Annotated in this window: 14 protein-coding genes; 1 reads left to right on the top strand and 13 read right to left on the bottom strand. The window is 36.6% G+C overall.

The genetic code is table 11. From position 1 onward, the window contains the following. Positions 1 to 97: 97 nt before the first annotated feature. The 9 genes from BWI92_RS13215 to BWI92_RS13175 all read right to left on the bottom strand — a co-directional run bounded on the left by BWI92_RS13215 (position 98) and on the right by BWI92_RS13175 (position 7,766). On the bottom strand, positions 98 to 511 hold the full coding sequence (locus BWI92_RS13215) for a lipocalin family protein (protein ID WP_095163726.1): 414 nt from the start codon (positions 509 to 511) through the stop codon (positions 98 to 100). A 191-nt stretch (positions 512 to 702) separates the two neighbouring features. Then, positions 703 to 1,893: a S41 family peptidase gene (locus BWI92_RS13210; protein WP_095163725.1), complete on the bottom strand. Its 1,191-nt coding sequence runs from the start codon at positions 1,891 to 1,893 to the stop codon at positions 703 to 705. Between the two features lie 143 nt (positions 1,894 to 2,036). Continuing rightward, positions 2,037 to 2,483 carry a hypothetical protein gene (locus BWI92_RS13205; RefSeq protein WP_141234775.1) on the bottom strand — a complete coding sequence of 149 codons (447 nt, stop codon included), beginning with the start codon at positions 2,481 to 2,483 and terminating at the stop codon, positions 2,037 to 2,039. Between the two features lie 161 nt (positions 2,484 to 2,644). Continuing rightward, the gene (locus tag BWI92_RS13200) at positions 2,645 to 3,361 is read right to left on the bottom strand and encodes a GNAT family N-acetyltransferase (RefSeq protein ID WP_095163723.1); all 717 of its coding nucleotides are present in this window, start codon (positions 3,359 to 3,361) and stop codon (positions 2,645 to 2,647) included. 107 nt (positions 3,362 to 3,468) lie between these two features. Beyond that, positions 3,469 to 4,245, bottom strand: a complete 777-nt coding sequence (locus BWI92_RS13195; RefSeq protein WP_095163722.1) for an aminoglycoside 6-adenylyltransferase — start codon at positions 4,243 to 4,245, stop codon at positions 3,469 to 3,471. Positions 4,246 to 4,346: 101 nt separating this feature from the next. Continuing rightward, a complete protein-coding gene (locus BWI92_RS13190; protein WP_095163721.1) occupies positions 4,347 to 4,889 on the bottom strand; it encodes a YcxB family protein in 543 nt (180 codons plus the stop codon). A 489-nt stretch (positions 4,890 to 5,378) separates the two neighbouring features. Then, positions 5,379 to 6,128, bottom strand: a complete 750-nt coding sequence (locus BWI92_RS13185; protein ID WP_095163720.1) for a hypothetical protein — start codon at positions 6,126 to 6,128, stop codon at positions 5,379 to 5,381. A 269-nt stretch (positions 6,129 to 6,397) separates the two neighbouring features. Beyond that, positions 6,398 to 7,162, bottom strand: a complete 765-nt coding sequence (map, locus tag BWI92_RS13180) for a type I methionyl aminopeptidase (RefSeq protein WP_095163719.1) — start codon at positions 7,160 to 7,162, stop codon at positions 6,398 to 6,400. Positions 7,163 to 7,307: 145 nt separating this feature from the next. Then, positions 7,308 to 7,766: a DUF1569 domain-containing protein gene (locus BWI92_RS13175; RefSeq protein ID WP_095163718.1), complete on the bottom strand. Its 459-nt coding sequence runs from the start codon at positions 7,764 to 7,766 to the stop codon at positions 7,308 to 7,310. Positions 7,767 to 8,037: 271 nt separating this feature from the next. Here BWI92_RS13175 and BWI92_RS13170 point away from each other — a divergent pair, with 271 nt between their 5' ends. After that, positions 8,038 to 8,730, top strand: a complete 693-nt coding sequence (locus tag BWI92_RS13170) for a hypothetical protein (protein WP_095163717.1) — start codon at positions 8,038 to 8,040, stop codon at positions 8,728 to 8,730. 371 nt (positions 8,731 to 9,101) lie between these two features. Here the strand turns inward: BWI92_RS13170 and BWI92_RS13160 are convergent, their stop codons facing one another. From BWI92_RS13160 to BWI92_RS13145, 4 genes are all read right to left on the bottom strand, one after another. Beyond that, the gene (locus BWI92_RS13160; protein ID WP_229363029.1) at positions 9,102 to 10,355 is read right to left on the bottom strand and encodes an acyltransferase family protein; all 1,254 of its coding nucleotides are present in this window, start codon (positions 10,353 to 10,355) and stop codon (positions 9,102 to 9,104) included. Then, positions 10,355 to 12,568: an alpha-N-acetylglucosaminidase gene (locus BWI92_RS13155; RefSeq protein WP_095163762.1), complete on the bottom strand. Its 2,214-nt coding sequence runs from the start codon at positions 12,566 to 12,568 to the stop codon at positions 10,355 to 10,357. The genes BWI92_RS13160 and BWI92_RS13155 overlap by 1 nt, the downstream gene beginning before the upstream one ends. A 272-nt stretch (positions 12,569 to 12,840) precedes the next feature. Then, positions 12,841 to 14,457 carry a RagB/SusD family nutrient uptake outer membrane protein gene (locus BWI92_RS13150; protein ID WP_095163761.1) on the bottom strand — a complete coding sequence of 539 codons (1,617 nt, stop codon included), beginning with the start codon at positions 14,455 to 14,457 and terminating at the stop codon, positions 12,841 to 12,843. A 19-nt stretch (positions 14,458 to 14,476) separates the two neighbouring features. Beyond that, the gene (locus BWI92_RS13145; protein WP_229363027.1) at positions 14,477 to 16,657 is read right to left on the bottom strand and encodes a SusC/RagA family TonB-linked outer membrane protein; all 2,181 of its coding nucleotides are present in this window, start codon (positions 16,655 to 16,657) and stop codon (positions 14,477 to 14,479) included. Between the last annotated feature and the right edge of the window lie 11 nt (positions 16,658 to 16,668).

Raw genomic sequence — 16,668 nt, 5'->3', positions numbered from 1 at the left:
TCATTGTGAGGATATTATTCAACAATTGGGATAAATATAGACAAAAAATAAAGGGCTTGCATCGAGATACAAGCCCTTTATTTTCTAAAATTTTAACTTATTTCTTGCCTGTCAACCAAGTCTCAGAAGTAGTGCCACCAGCAGACTCTTTCGAATAGATTAACAAATCTGTTGATGTCAAAGTTTGTAACTCTCCTTCTGTCACCTCAGTCTTATCCTCAGAAGTAATAGTAATTTTTGTACCATTTACTTTATAAGTAAACTTTTCCGTTGTTAATGGTTGTCCATCCATTGCTGACGCTGAAACGCCAGTACCATCTGCATTGAATTGCATATAACTACTTGCACTTAAAGCAAGCGTAATATCCATATTCATTGCTCCAGTTACTTTGCTACGAATTTTGGTGAGAGACCATTTGCCTACAACAGTTGCAGGACTTGCATCATCATTTTTCTTACAAGATGTAACGAACAAAAGAAAAAGAAGTGGTAAAATTAATTTGATTTTCATAAAAATTTATTTATTGAACATTAGATAGAAATTACAAAGATATGCTACGACATTTCCACTTCTAATTCTATTGAATATTTCCAATAATCAATAGAATTATTCATTAAAATACAATAAGATGCTTCTATAATCGTTTATAGTTACAAATATACAATTTTCAAAAATGTAATTTTTCTTAATTTATTAAACGGTCATTTCACCTTTAAAATATAACTCCAAGTTTGAACCTCATTTGTTGTCTGAATCTTTGGAGTATAATTCTCCCTAGGTTTACCGTTGACATGATATAGTCTTTCTGTGGAAATTTGAAAATTGATATTTGTCTCTTTCAAGTTAAAGCCTTCAATAGCGCCTAGCAAACCTGCCATCTTTGTTCCTACGACCAATGGCTTTTTGAAAGAGTCAAAACCAATCGCCATCCCTTCGCCCATGCTTCCTGTCCAATGACCAACAAGAACGATAAGTTTTCCTTGAAAAGTTTTCTTGCGGGGATACACATACTCAATCCAATGACGCTTTGTCTCAAAGTCCTTTTCATCATATTCATGCTGTTGAAAGGGCATTGGGGCAGTAATAAATCTTCCCATAATGGCTCTTGCAACGGTTGAATTACCTCCACTAGGCGTGTCAGTTAAGTCTAATATTAAGATAGGGTAATTGATTAAAGAGTCAAGCGCTTGGTCAAATGAGCCAATTAAGTCATTATTCCATAAGCAGTTATTAACTTTTAGATATGCTTTGTTTTTGGATAATAATTTTGCTTCCATCAGGGGTGTAGCATTATCAGAAAATACTTTTTTATCCAATTCGATAATTTGAGGACGTCCCTCAAAAATAACTTCTATCACTCTTGGTTTATCGTGCGTCCCTGCCAACAACATATCCAAAGCAAACTGCTTCATGGCATTGGAGTGATGTTGAGTAAATTTTGGAAGAAAAGCTGGCAACAACTTTCTGAGCGAATCGCCATTACATTTCACAATTTCTGCGCCGATTTTAAGCCCTGCTTTTTCTGCATTACTTCCTTTTTTTACATCCGAAACCCAAAACTTGCCTCTTTTCTCTTCCGCATAAATATCTTGTCCCGATGGTACAAGTCTGTTAGAGGACTTCAGATTTACATTCAAAGACGAATGCCCGTTATGAAGCTCAATCAACATATTTTCTAATAATCGGATAAAATCTTGATTAGAAGTAACGGTAGCTACCTGTGGCTTGTATAATTCCTTTACCTTATTCCAATCAATTTGTTGATGAGACAAATAGGCATAATGTTGGTAGATAGTATCCCAAAAGGTATCAAAATCTTTTTGGTATTTGCTTTGTGCATTTGTATTAAAACACGAAAGAATGAAGAATAGAAGAGGGTAAATACGTTTCATGGATGATTTTTTTAGGTAAAATAGGCCATACTTGAATTTTGTCATTCAAACTTATTACCAAAGGCAGAATTTCATAGAAAAGCAGCTGAAAGTTTATGACAAAAAAAAGTGTCAGATTTCTCTGACACAATCAATCTATTGAATTATTGGTTAAAAAGCTCTTTCGTGAGTAGTCCAAATCCAAACCACTGACAGCTCCCATCCGTTTTTTGAAGATTATAGGCTCGAGATTTCAGATAATACGTTTCTGAGGTCGAGCACCCTATATCTTTTGCTTTGGTAAGGCTTAACAAGAATTTCATAAAAAATGTAATATTGTCCTCACTCATTAAATGGGTAGATACAAGCTCACCATTATCGACGCTAGAGGCCACTCTTGACATAAATGGCTGAGGACTCATCGAAGGATTCAGGAAATATCTGGATACTAATTTGCCATTTTCCCTTGTAAACAACACAAGCCGATTGGTATTCCCAAAGCAATTGTTTGTGTTGACAAGCACCGAAAGCGATTCCCCTTCATCTAAGTCTAATAAAGGATTGGCAAATGCAGCGGTAATGGTGTCAGCTGAAAAATTAGTTGGACACATTTGCCTCAAACGAAAATTTGATGCAAATGTGTTGTGAAGGTTTAAAAACCAAATGCAAATAATAACTAACGAATAGCGAATAAGTGGAGTCTGTATCATATTTGAACTATTTTTTTGATAAAGACTCCGTAATTTTTCAAATGTTGCAAAAAAGCAACTATTTATTCTTTCACCGAAAAAGTTTGTAATTCGCCATAGGTTTCAAATCCTAATTTTGCATAAATCGGCTCACCCATGACCGAAGCATTCAAAACTGCAATCGAACATCCTTCGCTTTTAGCTTGCGTCAATAAGCGCTCTGTGATTTTACGTCCGATTCCTTTGTTTCTGCCCGCAGGAAGTGTACCAATCGTATGTAAACCTGCCACCTTATCAGAATCAATAAAAAGAGTCCCACAACCCAAAATTTCACCCTCCTCTACATATACAAATGCTTTTACTTGAGCTGATTGATGTAAAACATTGGCAAAAACATCTGCGTTGAAATAGTATTTAAAAGCAACTGTGGCCACATGAGCATAAGCTAGGATTTCTTCTGTTTCTACAACTTGATGAATTTCAGGGATTTCTTCAAAAGGCAACTGTGCGTCCAATGACATTGCCATATTTTGAAGACCAAAGTTGAATACAAAGCGCTCATCCTGCTGAATATTGTGCAAACCAGAAGTGGTTATTCTGGCTGGAAAATTAGCAGTTGGTAAAAGCTCAATAACCGCATCCAAAGCCTCCGTTGAGTTCTCTAATTCGAAAACACGTTTTGGCCAATCAGAGTTGGAAATTGGGTTGTATTTGAAATAAGGACTTTGTCTGAGTGACTGATTCAAACTACCAACAACAGTCCAATATTCGAATAGGTTTTTGACAATAATATCGTTCATAAAAGCTAAAGAGGATGTTTAATATTTGAGAAGAATCTTTTTCTAAATCTAGGAATAATGATAACTTTATTTTCAAAAGAAAGATTCCCTTTTGCCTATATTCAGCTTTAAACTTCAAATGAATCAAAGTATGTTAATACTGCAATTTCTACTTTAGGATTGAGTTGAATAGTTTGATCAAATAGTTCTCTTCTTAGTTTTTGGTACAAAACGACTGCATTTCTCAAACTTTTTAGTAGGTCTGCTTTTTGATAAGTTGGAACTGTACTAATCAAAGCTTGGTAATCAAGCGCCTCTAATTCCATTTCAACTTTTCGAACGCCTCTTGGCAAATTACCATTTTTGATATGCAATAATGGCCCTAAAACTACCATTCGCAAAAAGCCTAAAAAATCCAATGCTTCAAGGTACTCTCCACGCCCAATTTTGAGCAAAGCATAATGTACCCAAGTCCAAAAACGGTCTTCAATCCACTGATAATCAGGATAGGGAAATTGGGCTTCTGAATCTTGAATGGCTTGTTGGAGCACTCCATTCTTATCCAATAAAATAAAAGGCGTTTCGACTCGCACCTTAAACTCGTCTAGGGTGACAAATTTTAAATCTACATGCAATAAGGGATTGTCGTAGAGACAGATAAGCAATCGAGGTTCGCCCACATGTTCTCCTGTAAATCCCGACAGAAAATCGCCCAATGATTCTGCGATAGCTATCATATTTGCCTTATTAGGTGCTATTTTGTCCTTTGTTACAAGCACCAAATCAAGGTCAGAAAATTCATCTATTTGTTGCGCAATCCACGAACCACCAACTGCCACACCAAGAATGCGGTCGTCTTTTTCGAGGATATGTTTGACACGGTAAGCAAAATCAGTTTGTATCATGGTTTTGTAGGAAGTTTAGGGATATAAAGCAAAAATCCCAACCACGGAGCTTCAGGAGCATTAGTGATTGGGATTCTGGAGAATTTATGGGTTTACTAATTTTACCAAGTCCAATCTAATTGTTCGTAATAAGGGATTTTCGACTCTTCACAGATATTCAATAAGCGCTGCTTTACAGGACGGGCATTCCCGATACCAACCTTAGGAATGATAATATGCGAGCTTGACTGGATTTTGGCATAAAAATAATCGCTTGTTTCCGTCACATTTTCGATTTGATTATAGGCAATTGTAGCAGCACGCTCTCCATCTCCCATGAGCATATTGTCCATAAAAAACTCACACTCGATTTCTTTGCCATAACTACCACCAAAAGTATTTTGAACATACTTGGTAATCTCATTTTTGTAATACCCACGTACCAATCGTGGTAATGCCATAATCACAGCACCACCCACCACAATAGAAATCAACGCTACAGTCAAGTGATTTTGGGTGTACAAATAATACCCAGAAATCGCAGAAACCGCCAAATAAACACCTAAGATTTTAGAGGGCGAAAACTTAAACAATTTGTTTTCCGAAGCTACAAAAAGCTCATGTTGAAGATAATCTTCTTCTTGAAGTATAAAACGTATATTCATGGTAAATTATATTTTATTGTGTATTGATACTTTGGTATTAGTGCAAAATAAGATTGCATTATTGGGCATTCGGCACTCAGCTATGGGCACTCAGAAAAATAAAATTTATTTAATTTTGAATAAGAATGCTAAGTATGAGTACTGAATTGTGAGTGATAAGTTTTAAGTGTAATTTTTTTGATTACTAATACTTTATCTCATCAAATTATTAATTATACAACATTGATAAGCCCTGTCTATTTGGATTTTTTTATAGAACCCAATCTTTTCATCAGCTCCTAAGGAGCGACAGGGTTCCAGATTTTAGCTTTCTGTCGCACCTACGGCGCTCAAAAAAGGTTTTTCTCAAGAATTATTGCTACCAAACTGTCACTCCTACGGAGCTTTTACAAAGGGAAACAATATAATTCTCTTTTAATCAAGCTTATTTTGCTCGCTAACTAAGTAATTAAAAAATTACATTCACAATTCTTCACTCAGCACTCATAATTAATTTATGAGGCATCCATCGCCGAACACTTCCCCTCGAAAGCGAATGGGTGTCACATCTATTCCATCTTTTATGACCACCACCTGATCCCAATTTCCTTTGGTATACATATCAGTACTGAAATGGATGGTATCAAACGGAAGTTTATCACCCAAAATATATTTTCTCACCAGCATTTCTGTTTTGTCAGACGATGAAGATTTGTAAAACCTCCCTCTTAAAATATAGGTATTACGATCAACGGTGAAAGGTTTTATATTTTTTGTAATCTGACCCGTTTTAGTATTAAAATCTATTTCGTTAAATTCGAAAGTCGCTAGTGAAAAGGTTGAATCATTTTTCAACAAATCAAAATCTTCGAGTGACCACTTTACATACTGACCTGCGTGCACGATATTGCAAGTATCCTTGACCAAATCGCTGAGGCTATAGCTAGCGGTTTGTTTACCTTCATGAAAAAATCGTAGTACCGTTTTTTTGTTCAATTTTGATCCTGAAATTAAATCATCCATTACAACCACATTTTTGCCATCATTGGTGATAAATACAGACATAGCAACGAAACCCTTTTCTGGAATTGAATACAACAGATTCCCTTTTGAATCAGTCATATTCCAATTATTTTTCTTTAGTTTAAAGGTAAAATGTTCGTTTCTCGAGCGCACAACCGTTTGATTTCTTGACTCATCAGCCCAAGCATTTCCAATAGTGATACCGATGTAAAAGAGCGTTAAAATTATATTTTTCATGCTTAATTTTGGATAATAATTGCTGTATTTTCTAAACGAATATACAAATTTGTTTCAATTTTGCTCTTTTATACGTTAAACCAAGTTCAAAAAATATTCATTTTAACATCAGTTTTATCTGATTTCAAAACTAAGACATTTTAATTAATTTGTACCCCTATCCATGAAACTATTTTTTTAGTTACATTTTTAAATACTTAGTTTGAACAAAAAAATCCTCTCAAACAAGAGAGGATTAGTCAACAACATAAAAGCTTTTTCCAGAAAAATCAGTCCCAAACACCATTTCCTGTAGTAAGGATCAGCGGAGCGCCATCGGTTACAACAATCGTATGTTCGTGCTGAGTCATATAGCCACCTTTATTCCCTACCATAGTCCAGCCATCCGAGAGAGTTTCAGCAATGGTAGAGTGAGTAGAAATAAATGTCTCGATGGCCACTACCGAATTTCTCTTAAATTTCTCAAAATTAAGACGGTTTTTATAATTCAGAATCTCATGAGGAGGCTCGTGCAATCTTCTTCCAACGCCGTGTCCTGCCAGATTTTTGATTACTTTATAACCTCTTTTCTTCGACTCTTTTTCTATCATTTCGCCGATATCTGCAATTCTTACCCCTTCTTTGATATGGTCTATGGCAATTTTCAAAATTTCTTTGGAAGCATTAATGAGTGGCTGATGATTATGAATATCCTCTCCCACTACAAATGAACAACCGTTATCAGAGTAATATCCTCCAAGTTCAGCCGATACGTCGATGTTGATCAATTCGCCTTCACGTAATATCTTTTTATCAGAGGGAATTCCATGACAAAATTCCTTGTCGGTGCTAATACAAGCCCAGCCAGGAAATTTGTAGGTTGCATAAGGTGCCGATTTTGCGCCAAACGATTTTAGAATCTCTGCCCCAAAATCATCCAATTCTTTGGTTGACATACCTACTTTGGCATATTCACACATCTTTTTGAGTGTTATGGCAACCACTTCACTAATTTTCTTAATACCAACTAATTCTGATTCATTTTTGATGAGCATGTTAATTGCTTGTTGTTTTGATTTGGTAAAACTCGCTAAATAACGTGGCGTCCAAAGGAATACCAGTTATTTATTACAAAACTACTTTAAAAATCTGAAAGTAACAGAGCTATTACCAATCCAAGCTACAATTAAGACGCTAAAATCAAGCGCCAAACTGATTCAAATGGTGGTCGAGATGTTTGTAAAACATATTATTCCATTCTGTCTTACTCAATTTGCCAAATGAATGAGATTCTTTTTGGTCAAAATAGCCTTCTCCTAATTGTTGAGTTTGAGAGATATAATTAATCAATCGATTTTTTTCATACTCAAAATCCTTTTGCTCCGTAATGATAAAAGCTGGAGCTGTTTTTAAACTTTGCTTATATGGTACTTCATTTACCACAAAATTTTTCACAAATGATTTCAAAAAGAATTTAAGCAAGAAATTGGGCTTCGGATGCTTGTCTTCATAAACCAATTCGTATGTCACACAGCAATGAGCGAGCATTTGCGCTACGCTCATTTGGCCCCATAAAGGTTGTGAATCCTTCTGAAGTAGATTAATTCTTTGAATAATTTCTTGAGAAACTTCCGAGGTAAAAATATTGGGTAAAGCCATGATGAGATTAGCGTTAGTTAAATGAGGATTTTTTACTAAAAATAGAAAATAGTTTACATAGTTTAAAGAAAATTAAATGCTTAAACTAAAGGCAAGTTGCTTTCACATAACTCACTGGAGAAAACTCTAACGAGGGCTAATTTGCAATACTAATCCTTCATACAAGTGATATTCTAACCGCTTAACCTTATATTATTTCGACCAACTATGATTTCCATTTTTATTGAGCTTATTTTTCTACCTTCAAACCAGAAACCAAAACACCTTTTGTATGAACTGTCCCAATTGTAACACACCTGTATCCAATTACAACCTCAATATCCAAACGGATATCGGCAAATGTGATGCTTGTCAGCAGGTATTTAAGCTTTCAGCCTTATTTAATCGTCCACCTTCACAAACAACATTTTCTTATGAATTAGATTTGTCTCAGGTTCCAGAAGACATGACCATCACCAAGAATGTTGATGGGATTTCTTTACAAATCAAAAACTCCATTGGCTATGGGTTAATAGCCAGCGTTCTTCCTATTTCAGTATTCTTGTTTTTTTACTTTTTTGCCACTGAAGTCATCGACTTAGAATCGATAGACGCTAAAATTCTCTACATCATTTGGGGATTTGGGGCAATTTTGGGTGGCTTTATGATTTGGTTATTCCTACAATCAATTTTTGGAGAACTCAATATCAATCTCACCAATCGAGGAGGAAATATCGAAAAAGGAATAAAAATATTTGGTTGGCATTCAACCTATTCTTTCGATTGGAAAACGGTTTCAGGCATTGAAGAAGAGTTTACTTATTACAAGAGTAAAGACCAAATGCAGCCATTTTACAAAATAGTCATTTATGCCAATCAAAGAATCGAAATTGGTGAATCACTCACTGATGAGAAACGCTATTTTGTACTCAAATATTTACAATATTATTTAGGGAAGGTTAAAACTACGGGTAGGTTGCAGTAGTCGTTAAGCCTTTGTTGGTTTGTCTTTAACAAATTTAGCGTCGGCAAAAAACTACCAAAATCTTGTCCACAGTACTTCGCTAATTGCTTAGGCTTGGCTCGTTGGAGAAAACTCCAACGAGGGCAAAAAAGAGGGCAAAACTACCAAAATCTTGTCCACAGTACTTCGCTAGTTGCTTTCGCTTGGCTCGTTGGAGAAAACTCCGACGAGGGCAAAAAATCTCTCTTTTTCCGTTAAACTCTCCTTTCCGATATTTAACAAAATTGCTTTCCATAAAGAAACCCAATGCCTCTATTGGCATTGGGTTTGCTATAATACTCCCAATTTCTAATAATGTCTCCTTGACATTATTAACCAGTTTCCTTCCACTTCTATACTTTCAAAAAAACCTTATTCTTATATAAAACTCTCAGTAATATAATTTGTGTCAATGTAATGACACAAGCTGTCAAAACGTTGTGCCAACGCTCTGGACAGTGTTGAATAATTCCTCCAAAAAAGAAATTGGCAGTATGTCCAAAATTTACGATACCTTCTGAAGCCATATAAATCAAGATGGAGTTTGAGCCAATCCAAATAAACGGTGCTGCCCATTTTTGAAAACCCCAGACGTCGATAATCAAATAAAATACGATAAAAAACCAGATTGAAAATCCACCTACTAAGCAAACAAACGAGCTTGACCATAATCGTTTATTAATCGGAAATGACAAATCCCACACTAAGCCAATTAGGACCAAAACAAGTCCCGCAATTGCCAATACCGCAATTTTCCCATACGAGGAATTATAGTATTTACTTCTTAAAAAAGTAGTGGTAAAAACGCCTAAAAGTGCTGTTCCAATGGCAGGAAGCGTTGAGAGTAAACCTTCTGGGTCAAAAACCTTGCTATGTAATCTTCCTGGCAAAAGCAATCTATCTATATAAGATTCTAATGAGCCTTCTTTCGTAAGTACCCCTGCCCCAAATCCTGGCACTGGTACCAGTTTCATTAAAGCCCAATAAAGTATTAGAATAAATACAAACCAATACACTTGTTTTTGGGTATTGGCATTTAGATAAATAAGACCTGCAAAAAACCATGCTAGTCCAATTCTACCCAATACACTCGCCATTCTTGTCTGCTCGTAACCATTCCATTTAAACAAACCATTTACCACTAGACCTAAAAATATTAGCGTAATAGTTCGCTTTAACATACTCCAATACAGAGGCTTTTTAATGTTGAAAGGCAACTCATAAGCCTCTGCAACGGATGCTTCATTCACTTTCTTTTGCATAGAGAAAGGCATCGAGGCACCTGCAATAAACAAAAACAATGGGAATATCATATCGTAAAATGTGATACCGTCCCAAGCTGTATGATGCAGTTGTTCGGACATCCACTCAAATGCAGGGATATGCGTAGTTTCTGCCAAAGCATGAATGATATGCTCACCACTCATAATCCAAAACATATCAAACCCACGAAGCGCATCCAGCGAAATGAGTCTTAGATTTTTTGACTGATTGCTCATATTATAGTTTGTCGAAAAACGTTTTCTATTTTCTTTTGTAAAAACTCCAAAGAAGCCGCGGTTCAAGCTCTTGTTGTAGTTGCCATCAACAAGGGCTTGAATTGACACTATTTATATGCTTCAACCAAGGCTCTTTGATACTTCAAATGTAGTTTTTGAGCCAAAGTGATGCTACTTCCTTGTGGGGTTGATGGAAATGATTTTTGTGTAGTTACCCATTTCCATTCCCAAGTACGAATTTGCTCGTCGAAAGCTTTCAAATCTGGCTCCTTATTTTCAGACATTGCCTTAGTTAACTCTTGAAAAAACTGTGACCAACGTGGCTTATAAAAATCATTGAGCAAACCGCTCCACTGGCGATTAGAGTACTCGTGCAATGGACTGTTGGCATCGCCCCAAAGCGTAACCAAGTCTCTCGCATTTTGCTCGTAAAGTGCTTTTTCTTGTGGTGTAGTACCCCAAGTTCTAGCTGAGCTAATCCAAGGACCAAGCATAAAATCTTTTCGGGTTGCTAATAAAGCATCCATGTCAGAAATCAAAGTAAGAAAAGCTTCTGAGTCGACTTTGAACTGCGCTGCATTTTTACTTTTGTAAGAATCTTTCCATTTTTTCTGTAAAATCAAGGCATAATTCGCTAATACCTGACGAGTAACATCTACCACATCATACTGAAATCCATCTGCGTTTACTCCTATTTTGGAAGCTTCAATAAATAAATCCCAAGCAGGTAAAAGCTCCTTTGGCGGATAATTCAATCTTGTACGAGTCCAAATCGTAGTGGAATCAAACGTAGGACGACCAGTAACAATAGACTCGGCACCATCACGAATATCCTTGCCATTGTAAACTGTTTTTCTTAGAATTTGCCATGCTTCTACCAAAGATTTATCATCTGTTTTATACCTATTTTTGGCATATTTCACCAACCACTCGTCCAAATTTACTGGAGTTGTTTGCCAAGTATGCTGCATCATTAATTCATAAATCACTGGATTTTGTTCAATGGCTTCCATAGTCAAACCTATACCCTGCAAATTCTTTGAATTGGGATCGTTTAGTGCCAATGCTGGCCCAGAAGCTACACCTTCCATGCGTCCGAAAAGATTGACATTTCCTCCAAAATTATTGAGCATATTCCAAATCCAAGGCTTTCCATAAAAAGCATCGGTACGCTTCCACACAGGCTCTATTTCAGTCGCCAAGTCTAGAAGTAGCATTTTGTCGTTTGGTACAGCATTCAATAAAGCTTCGATTTGAGGCGCTTTCCAGAATTTTCTATCACTGTAAAACAACCATCCTTGCATCACCCAAATACCTTTTGGATCGGCCTGACGGATACCTTCATAAATCCTTGCACTCAATTTTGATAAATAGGCAGGCTCATCGGTGGGAGGCTCATTTTCGTTAAAGGTATCAGCCGAATACAAGTGATTTGTACCAAAAAGTTTGGTTTGTTTATCAATAAACTTTTTCCCTAATTCTGCAAAAAGCGGGTCTTCCGAATCAAGAATATAGGTATCTCCAAAGCCATTAGTCCAGTTTGTAGCTTTTAGTTTGGCGTTAGGATATTTCTTTTTAAATGCTGCTGGTACGTGACCTGTAAAAGCAGGCAATACAGGCGTCATGCCCAAAGCTCTTTCTCTTTGTAAGATTTTCACCTGCAAATCTTTGTGGGATTTCATCCAGCTTACTGGCAATGGACCACCCCAACCGTCTAAGTTTCCCATCCAAAACCATGAGAAATAGGCAGGTCCACTAAAAAAGTCTTTCAGGTCATTATCAGAAAAACCCATTTCATTGTACACTTCTCTCCATGTATATTCTTCACCTGTTATAGCCAATGGCATATTAATGCCGTGCATCGCCATCCAGTCAATTTCTTTTTGCCATCTTTCCCAATTCCACCATGACATACTATAGTTGAATGTGCAATAGTTGAGATAATAACGGTATTGATATGGCGTAGTCTTAGTGATTTTTTGGGTAAGTTGTGGCAATTTAGTTGGCATATCAAGGTTTTCACCATTCCATGTAATTTGGCAATGACAGTACTCAGTAAGGTAGTAATACAAAGCTGAGGCTACAGATACACCGTTATTTCCTCGCAATATAATCTTATTGTTTTTACTTTCTATTTCGAAAAGGTCTTTTGGTGCAGAGGCAGAAAGGGACTCAACCACAAATGATTGTGCTCTTTGAGGAATTACGCGTCCGATGAGAGCCTGCGATTCTTTTAAATTTAACTGTGCCATTGCATCTGCGCCTACAAATAGACCCAGCAATATGCCACAAATTTTGAGAGTTTGGTAAAATGTTTTCATTGAGGTATTATAATTAAGTTGAATAGACAAAGTCCCGTCACTTTTGAAGACTTTGAAAGGTGGGATAGATAGTAAGATTTTGAATACCTCTGACAAGCTAATCTCGACTTGTCAGAGGTATAACAAAGCACTAACGTATTTTATTATACGCTATTTCAAAATTTATGAGAGTGATTTACTTATTCAATAAATTTTAATTCATTTGGCAATCGTGATGTGGTTGCAAATTTGAGGTTATTTTTCAAAACTCTACACTCGCAACTCATCACTTATTAATAGCCTGGGTTTTGCTTCAAGTTTGGATTCAATTGCAAGGCATTACGTGGAATTGGGAAAATTCTACGGTAAGTGTCTGCGTTAGTTTTGAAACCCCACTTGTTTTCAAATTTTCCAAAACGAATCATATCATTGCGATGCCACGATTCAAAAGCAAATTCTCTTACACGTTCTGCATATATTCCTTCCAAGTCGATTGTCGTCAAGGCAGGAGAAGTAGTACGTTCTGAACGAACTTGATTAACCAAAGAAACTGCCGTTGCACCACCTGTAGGAGCACCACCACGCAAAATTGCCTCTGCTTTCATCATCAAAATGTCAGAATAACGGAATACAGGAACGTCGTTATTTTGGTCACGGTTCAAAGAAGTAGCATCAGGATAAAACTTGATATTACGATATCCCATGTTCCATGCAACTTCATCATTACCAGCATCAAATGATGCAACACTTTGACGCAAAACGATATCAGGTGTTAGATTCACTTGGAATGTTTTCACCTCTGTTGGGTTGCTTCCTTTATAGAATTGGTCATATCCTAAATTTGTAGTCGTCACAGTAATTGGAGTCACACCATCTGCCATATACTGCAATCCTGTTAACCATTGACCATTACGAACGTCTTTCGAGTCATTGAAATAAGCATAGTACTCAGGCAATGTACTTGCCGAACCTGCTGGAGTATATGGCATACTGAAGCGTTTTGCCATACTTCTTGGTACTTGGTAACGAGCGTGAATATTTACCGAACGGAATGGGAAGCTATTAGACATCGTCGGATTGTATGGAATCGCAAAGATAAACTCCTTCATTTGTGGTCCGTTGTTTGGATAAAACATCTGCAAATAAGAAGCTCTCGGTTCAATTGAATACTTTCCAGAAGCAATCACCTTATCACAAGCTGCAATACAATCATCGTAACGTTTTGTACCTGTATATACTTCAGCATTCAAATACATCTTCGCCAAAAGTGCATAAGCAGTCCATTTGTTCGGACGACCATACTGAGTTACATCATTTACCTCACTTAAAAATGGAATACATGATTGGATTTCTTTTTCAACAAAATCAAAAACTTGTGCTCTTGGCGTATTTGTTTTTGGTGTAAAATCACCATACAATGTATCCAAAGGCACATTTCCATAATTATCCATCATCATGTAATAAGCAAAAGCCCTTACCATTTTGATTTCGGCAATACCTGTATTTTTTGCTGCACCAGACGGCATTGTTGTTCTCAAAATATTGATAGTTTGGTTAGAAACACCAATAATCGTCGACATCCAGTACCAGTTACCATTCAAATAACCGTTGTCTTGCGTCCATGTGTGATAGTGCATAGTTTGGTTTTGACCACCGTCAAACCAGTTACCACCACGTGCAGGCATGATTGTTTCATCTGTACTAAAAGACTGTTGTTGAAAATATTCAACAGCATAATTTCCTCTCAACGCCACATAGGCTGGGCCAGACGCAGAAATATATTGAGCTGCATTTGAGGGGAATACATCAGGAGTAAGTTCTGTCGTAACAGGAACATACAAATCGTGGCAGGAGAACATAGCTCCCGACATCAAAATGATTGCGAGTATATGTAAAAATGTCTTTTTCATGATTTCAACTAAAAGAGGATTAGAATGATACATTAACACCTAACAAGAAGGTACGAGTTTTTGGATAGAAGTTGTTGTAATCTACCCCTGGCGCGATTCCACCTTGGTTTACCTCTGGATCAATACCCTTGTAACCTGTGATAACAAACAAGTTGTTTACAGAACCATACACGCGAAGATTTCTAAGAACTCCAATTTTCTTGAAATTATAACCCAAAGTAGCATTATCAAATCGGATAAAACTTCCATCCTCAATAAAGCGTGAAGAGTAGAAATAAGCATTGTAATCAGCAGCAGATTCATTGCCTGCATCCACCAAGATATTAGCATATTGTGCTGTATTTGGTCTGAATAAATCGGCACGAGTTGCATTGAAAATCTTGTTTCCAAAGACACCACGGATAAATACATTCAAATCAAAATTACCATACTTGAAGGTGTTGTTCCAACCCAATAGCAATTTTGGCTGAGCACTTCCCAAATATTTGTAATCCTTTCCATCTACTGGTGTTGTTGTCAACTTACCATCAGCACCTACAAATTGAGATACTCCACTGGCATTTTTTCCTGCATATTCCAAAGCAAAGAACTGACCTAATGGGCGACCTGCTTTCAAAATCTGTAAAGAACGACCCGATTGGCCTCCACCTTCTGGACGTGACAATAATACTGAGTCACCACCTGCAAAAAGCGGATTTGTCAAACTTGTAATTACGTTGCTGTTATGTGCCAAGTTCAATGTACTATTCCATGAGAACGCACCTTGTTGAATCAATTTAGCATTTAAAGTCAACTCGACCCCTTTGTTATTGATACTTCCACCGTTAGCAACAATACTACCTGTTGGTACTTTGATTGGGTCAACACTGTATGAATAAATCATACCTGTAGTGTTTTTGTTATAAAATTCAATCGAACCAGATAGTTGACTTTTTGCTAAAGTAAAATCTAAACCGATGTTGGTAGTTGAAGTTTTTTCCCATTGCAAATCAGGGTTTGCAGCCTTCGTTGGACCAAAAGCACCTGTCAAGGCTCCGTTATAATAATATGTTCCTAAGCTTCCTGAGATAAACTGAGAAGTATAAGCATTAAAGCCTGAGGCGTTACCAGTTACACCATAACTTGCTCTTAACTTCAAGTCGTCAAAGATGTTCTGTCCTTCTAAGAAATTCTCCTGACTTAATCTCCAAGCTACCCCAACCGATGGGAATACCCCCCATTGATTGTTTGCACCAAATACCGAACTACCATCTCTACGTACCGAAGCTTGTAACAAGTATTTACTTTTGTAGTTGTAGTTCAAACGAGCAAAGTCAGAGATTAATCTTGTTTCTTGGTAAACTCCATCAGGACCGAAGCTAATCTGGTAACCTGAAATACCGTAAGGATTACTCAAAGCCAAGTTGTTATAGCCGATATTATCTACTGGCATATTACTGGTCGTTACTTGAAAACCTTCACCAATTTTGTTGTTTTGCCAAGAGTAACCAACTACAGCGTCAATAGAGTGCTCACCGAATTCTTTATTCCAAGTCAAATACGTTTCTAAGATTTTAGAAGTATTTTGATATGAACTACGGTTCGCCTGTCCATTTTTTCCAAAAAGTTGATTAGTATGGAATCCCAAACCTGGATCTGGGTTATCATACATATTGTTGTAATTAGTTGTATAATAACTATTGTAAAAACTTCCTGATAGGCTATTTGAGTTAAGATAAGAAAGGTTCAAATTATACGTCAATCCAAAAGGTAATTTTAATTCAGCTTTGAAACTTCCAATCAAATTACTGTACTTTGTATTCATTTGGCTATTATTAATCATAGCCACAGGGTTGTAATAATTATTATTTTGAAGATTCTCGAAATAAGTACCGTCACTTCTTAAGATTGGAGATACAGGCAAATACAAGGTTGATTGCAACAAAACCGTATTTCTATAAGGAATATCCTCCGCATCACTCGTTGAATTAGTTACCGAGAAGCCTAATTTCAATTTATCTTTTAAAGCGTATTGTTCTACCGACAAACGTCCAATTACTCTTTCCAATGAGCTATTTAAAAGGATACCGTCCTTTTTAACATAGTTTAAACTTACACTATAGTTGCTATGCTCGCCACCACCTGATACCGATAAGTTATGGTTCGTCGAAATAGCTGTACTTTTCTGAATAGCTGATTGCCAGTCCGTACTTGCACCCAAATCATCTTTAT

Origin of the sequence: Flectobacillus sp. BAB-3569 (assembly GCF_002270355.1) — a bacterium.
Lineage (GTDB): Bacteria > Bacteroidota > Bacteroidia > Cytophagales > Spirosomataceae > Flectobacillus > Flectobacillus roseus.
This window is presented reverse-complemented; position numbering and strand designations above follow the sequence as displayed.

Bases quoted from the DNA above. Each gene is read 5' to 3' on its own strand.
- BWI92_RS13215 (WP_095163726.1), bottom strand. From the start codon at position 511: ATGAAAATCAAATTAATTTTACCACTTCTTTTTCTTTTGTTCGTTACA.
- BWI92_RS13210 (WP_095163725.1), bottom strand. From the start codon at position 1,893: ATGAAACGTATTTACCCTCTTCTATTCTTCATTCTTTCGTGTTTTAAT.
- BWI92_RS13205 (WP_141234775.1), bottom strand. From the start codon at position 2,483: ATGTGTCCAACTAATTTTTCAGCTGACACCATTACCGCTGCATTTGCC.
- BWI92_RS13200 (WP_095163723.1), bottom strand. From the start codon at position 3,361: ATGAACGATATTATTGTCAAAAACCTATTCGAATATTGGACTGTTGTT.
- BWI92_RS13195 (WP_095163722.1), bottom strand. From the start codon at position 4,245: ATGATACAAACTGATTTTGCTTACCGTGTCAAACATATCCTCGAAAAA.
- BWI92_RS13190 (WP_095163721.1), bottom strand. From the start codon at position 4,889: ATGAATATACGTTTTATACTTCAAGAAGAAGATTATCTTCAACATGAG.
- BWI92_RS13185 (WP_095163720.1), bottom strand. From the start codon at position 6,128: ATGAAAAATATAATTTTAACGCTCTTTTACATCGGTATCACTATTGGA.
- map (WP_095163719.1), bottom strand. From the start codon at position 7,162: ATGCTCATCAAAAATGAATCAGAATTAGTTGGTATTAAGAAAATTAGT.
- BWI92_RS13175 (WP_095163718.1), bottom strand. From the start codon at position 7,766: ATGGCTTTACCCAATATTTTTACCTCGGAAGTTTCTCAAGAAATTATT.
- BWI92_RS13170 (WP_095163717.1), top strand. From the start codon at position 8,038: ATGAACTGTCCCAATTGTAACACACCTGTATCCAATTACAACCTCAAT.
- BWI92_RS13155 (WP_095163762.1), bottom strand. From the start codon at position 12,568: ATGAAAACATTTTACCAAACTCTCAAAATTTGTGGCATATTGCTGGGT.
- BWI92_RS13150 (WP_095163761.1), bottom strand. From the start codon at position 14,457: ATGAAAAAGACATTTTTACATATACTCGCAATCATTTTGATGTCGGGA.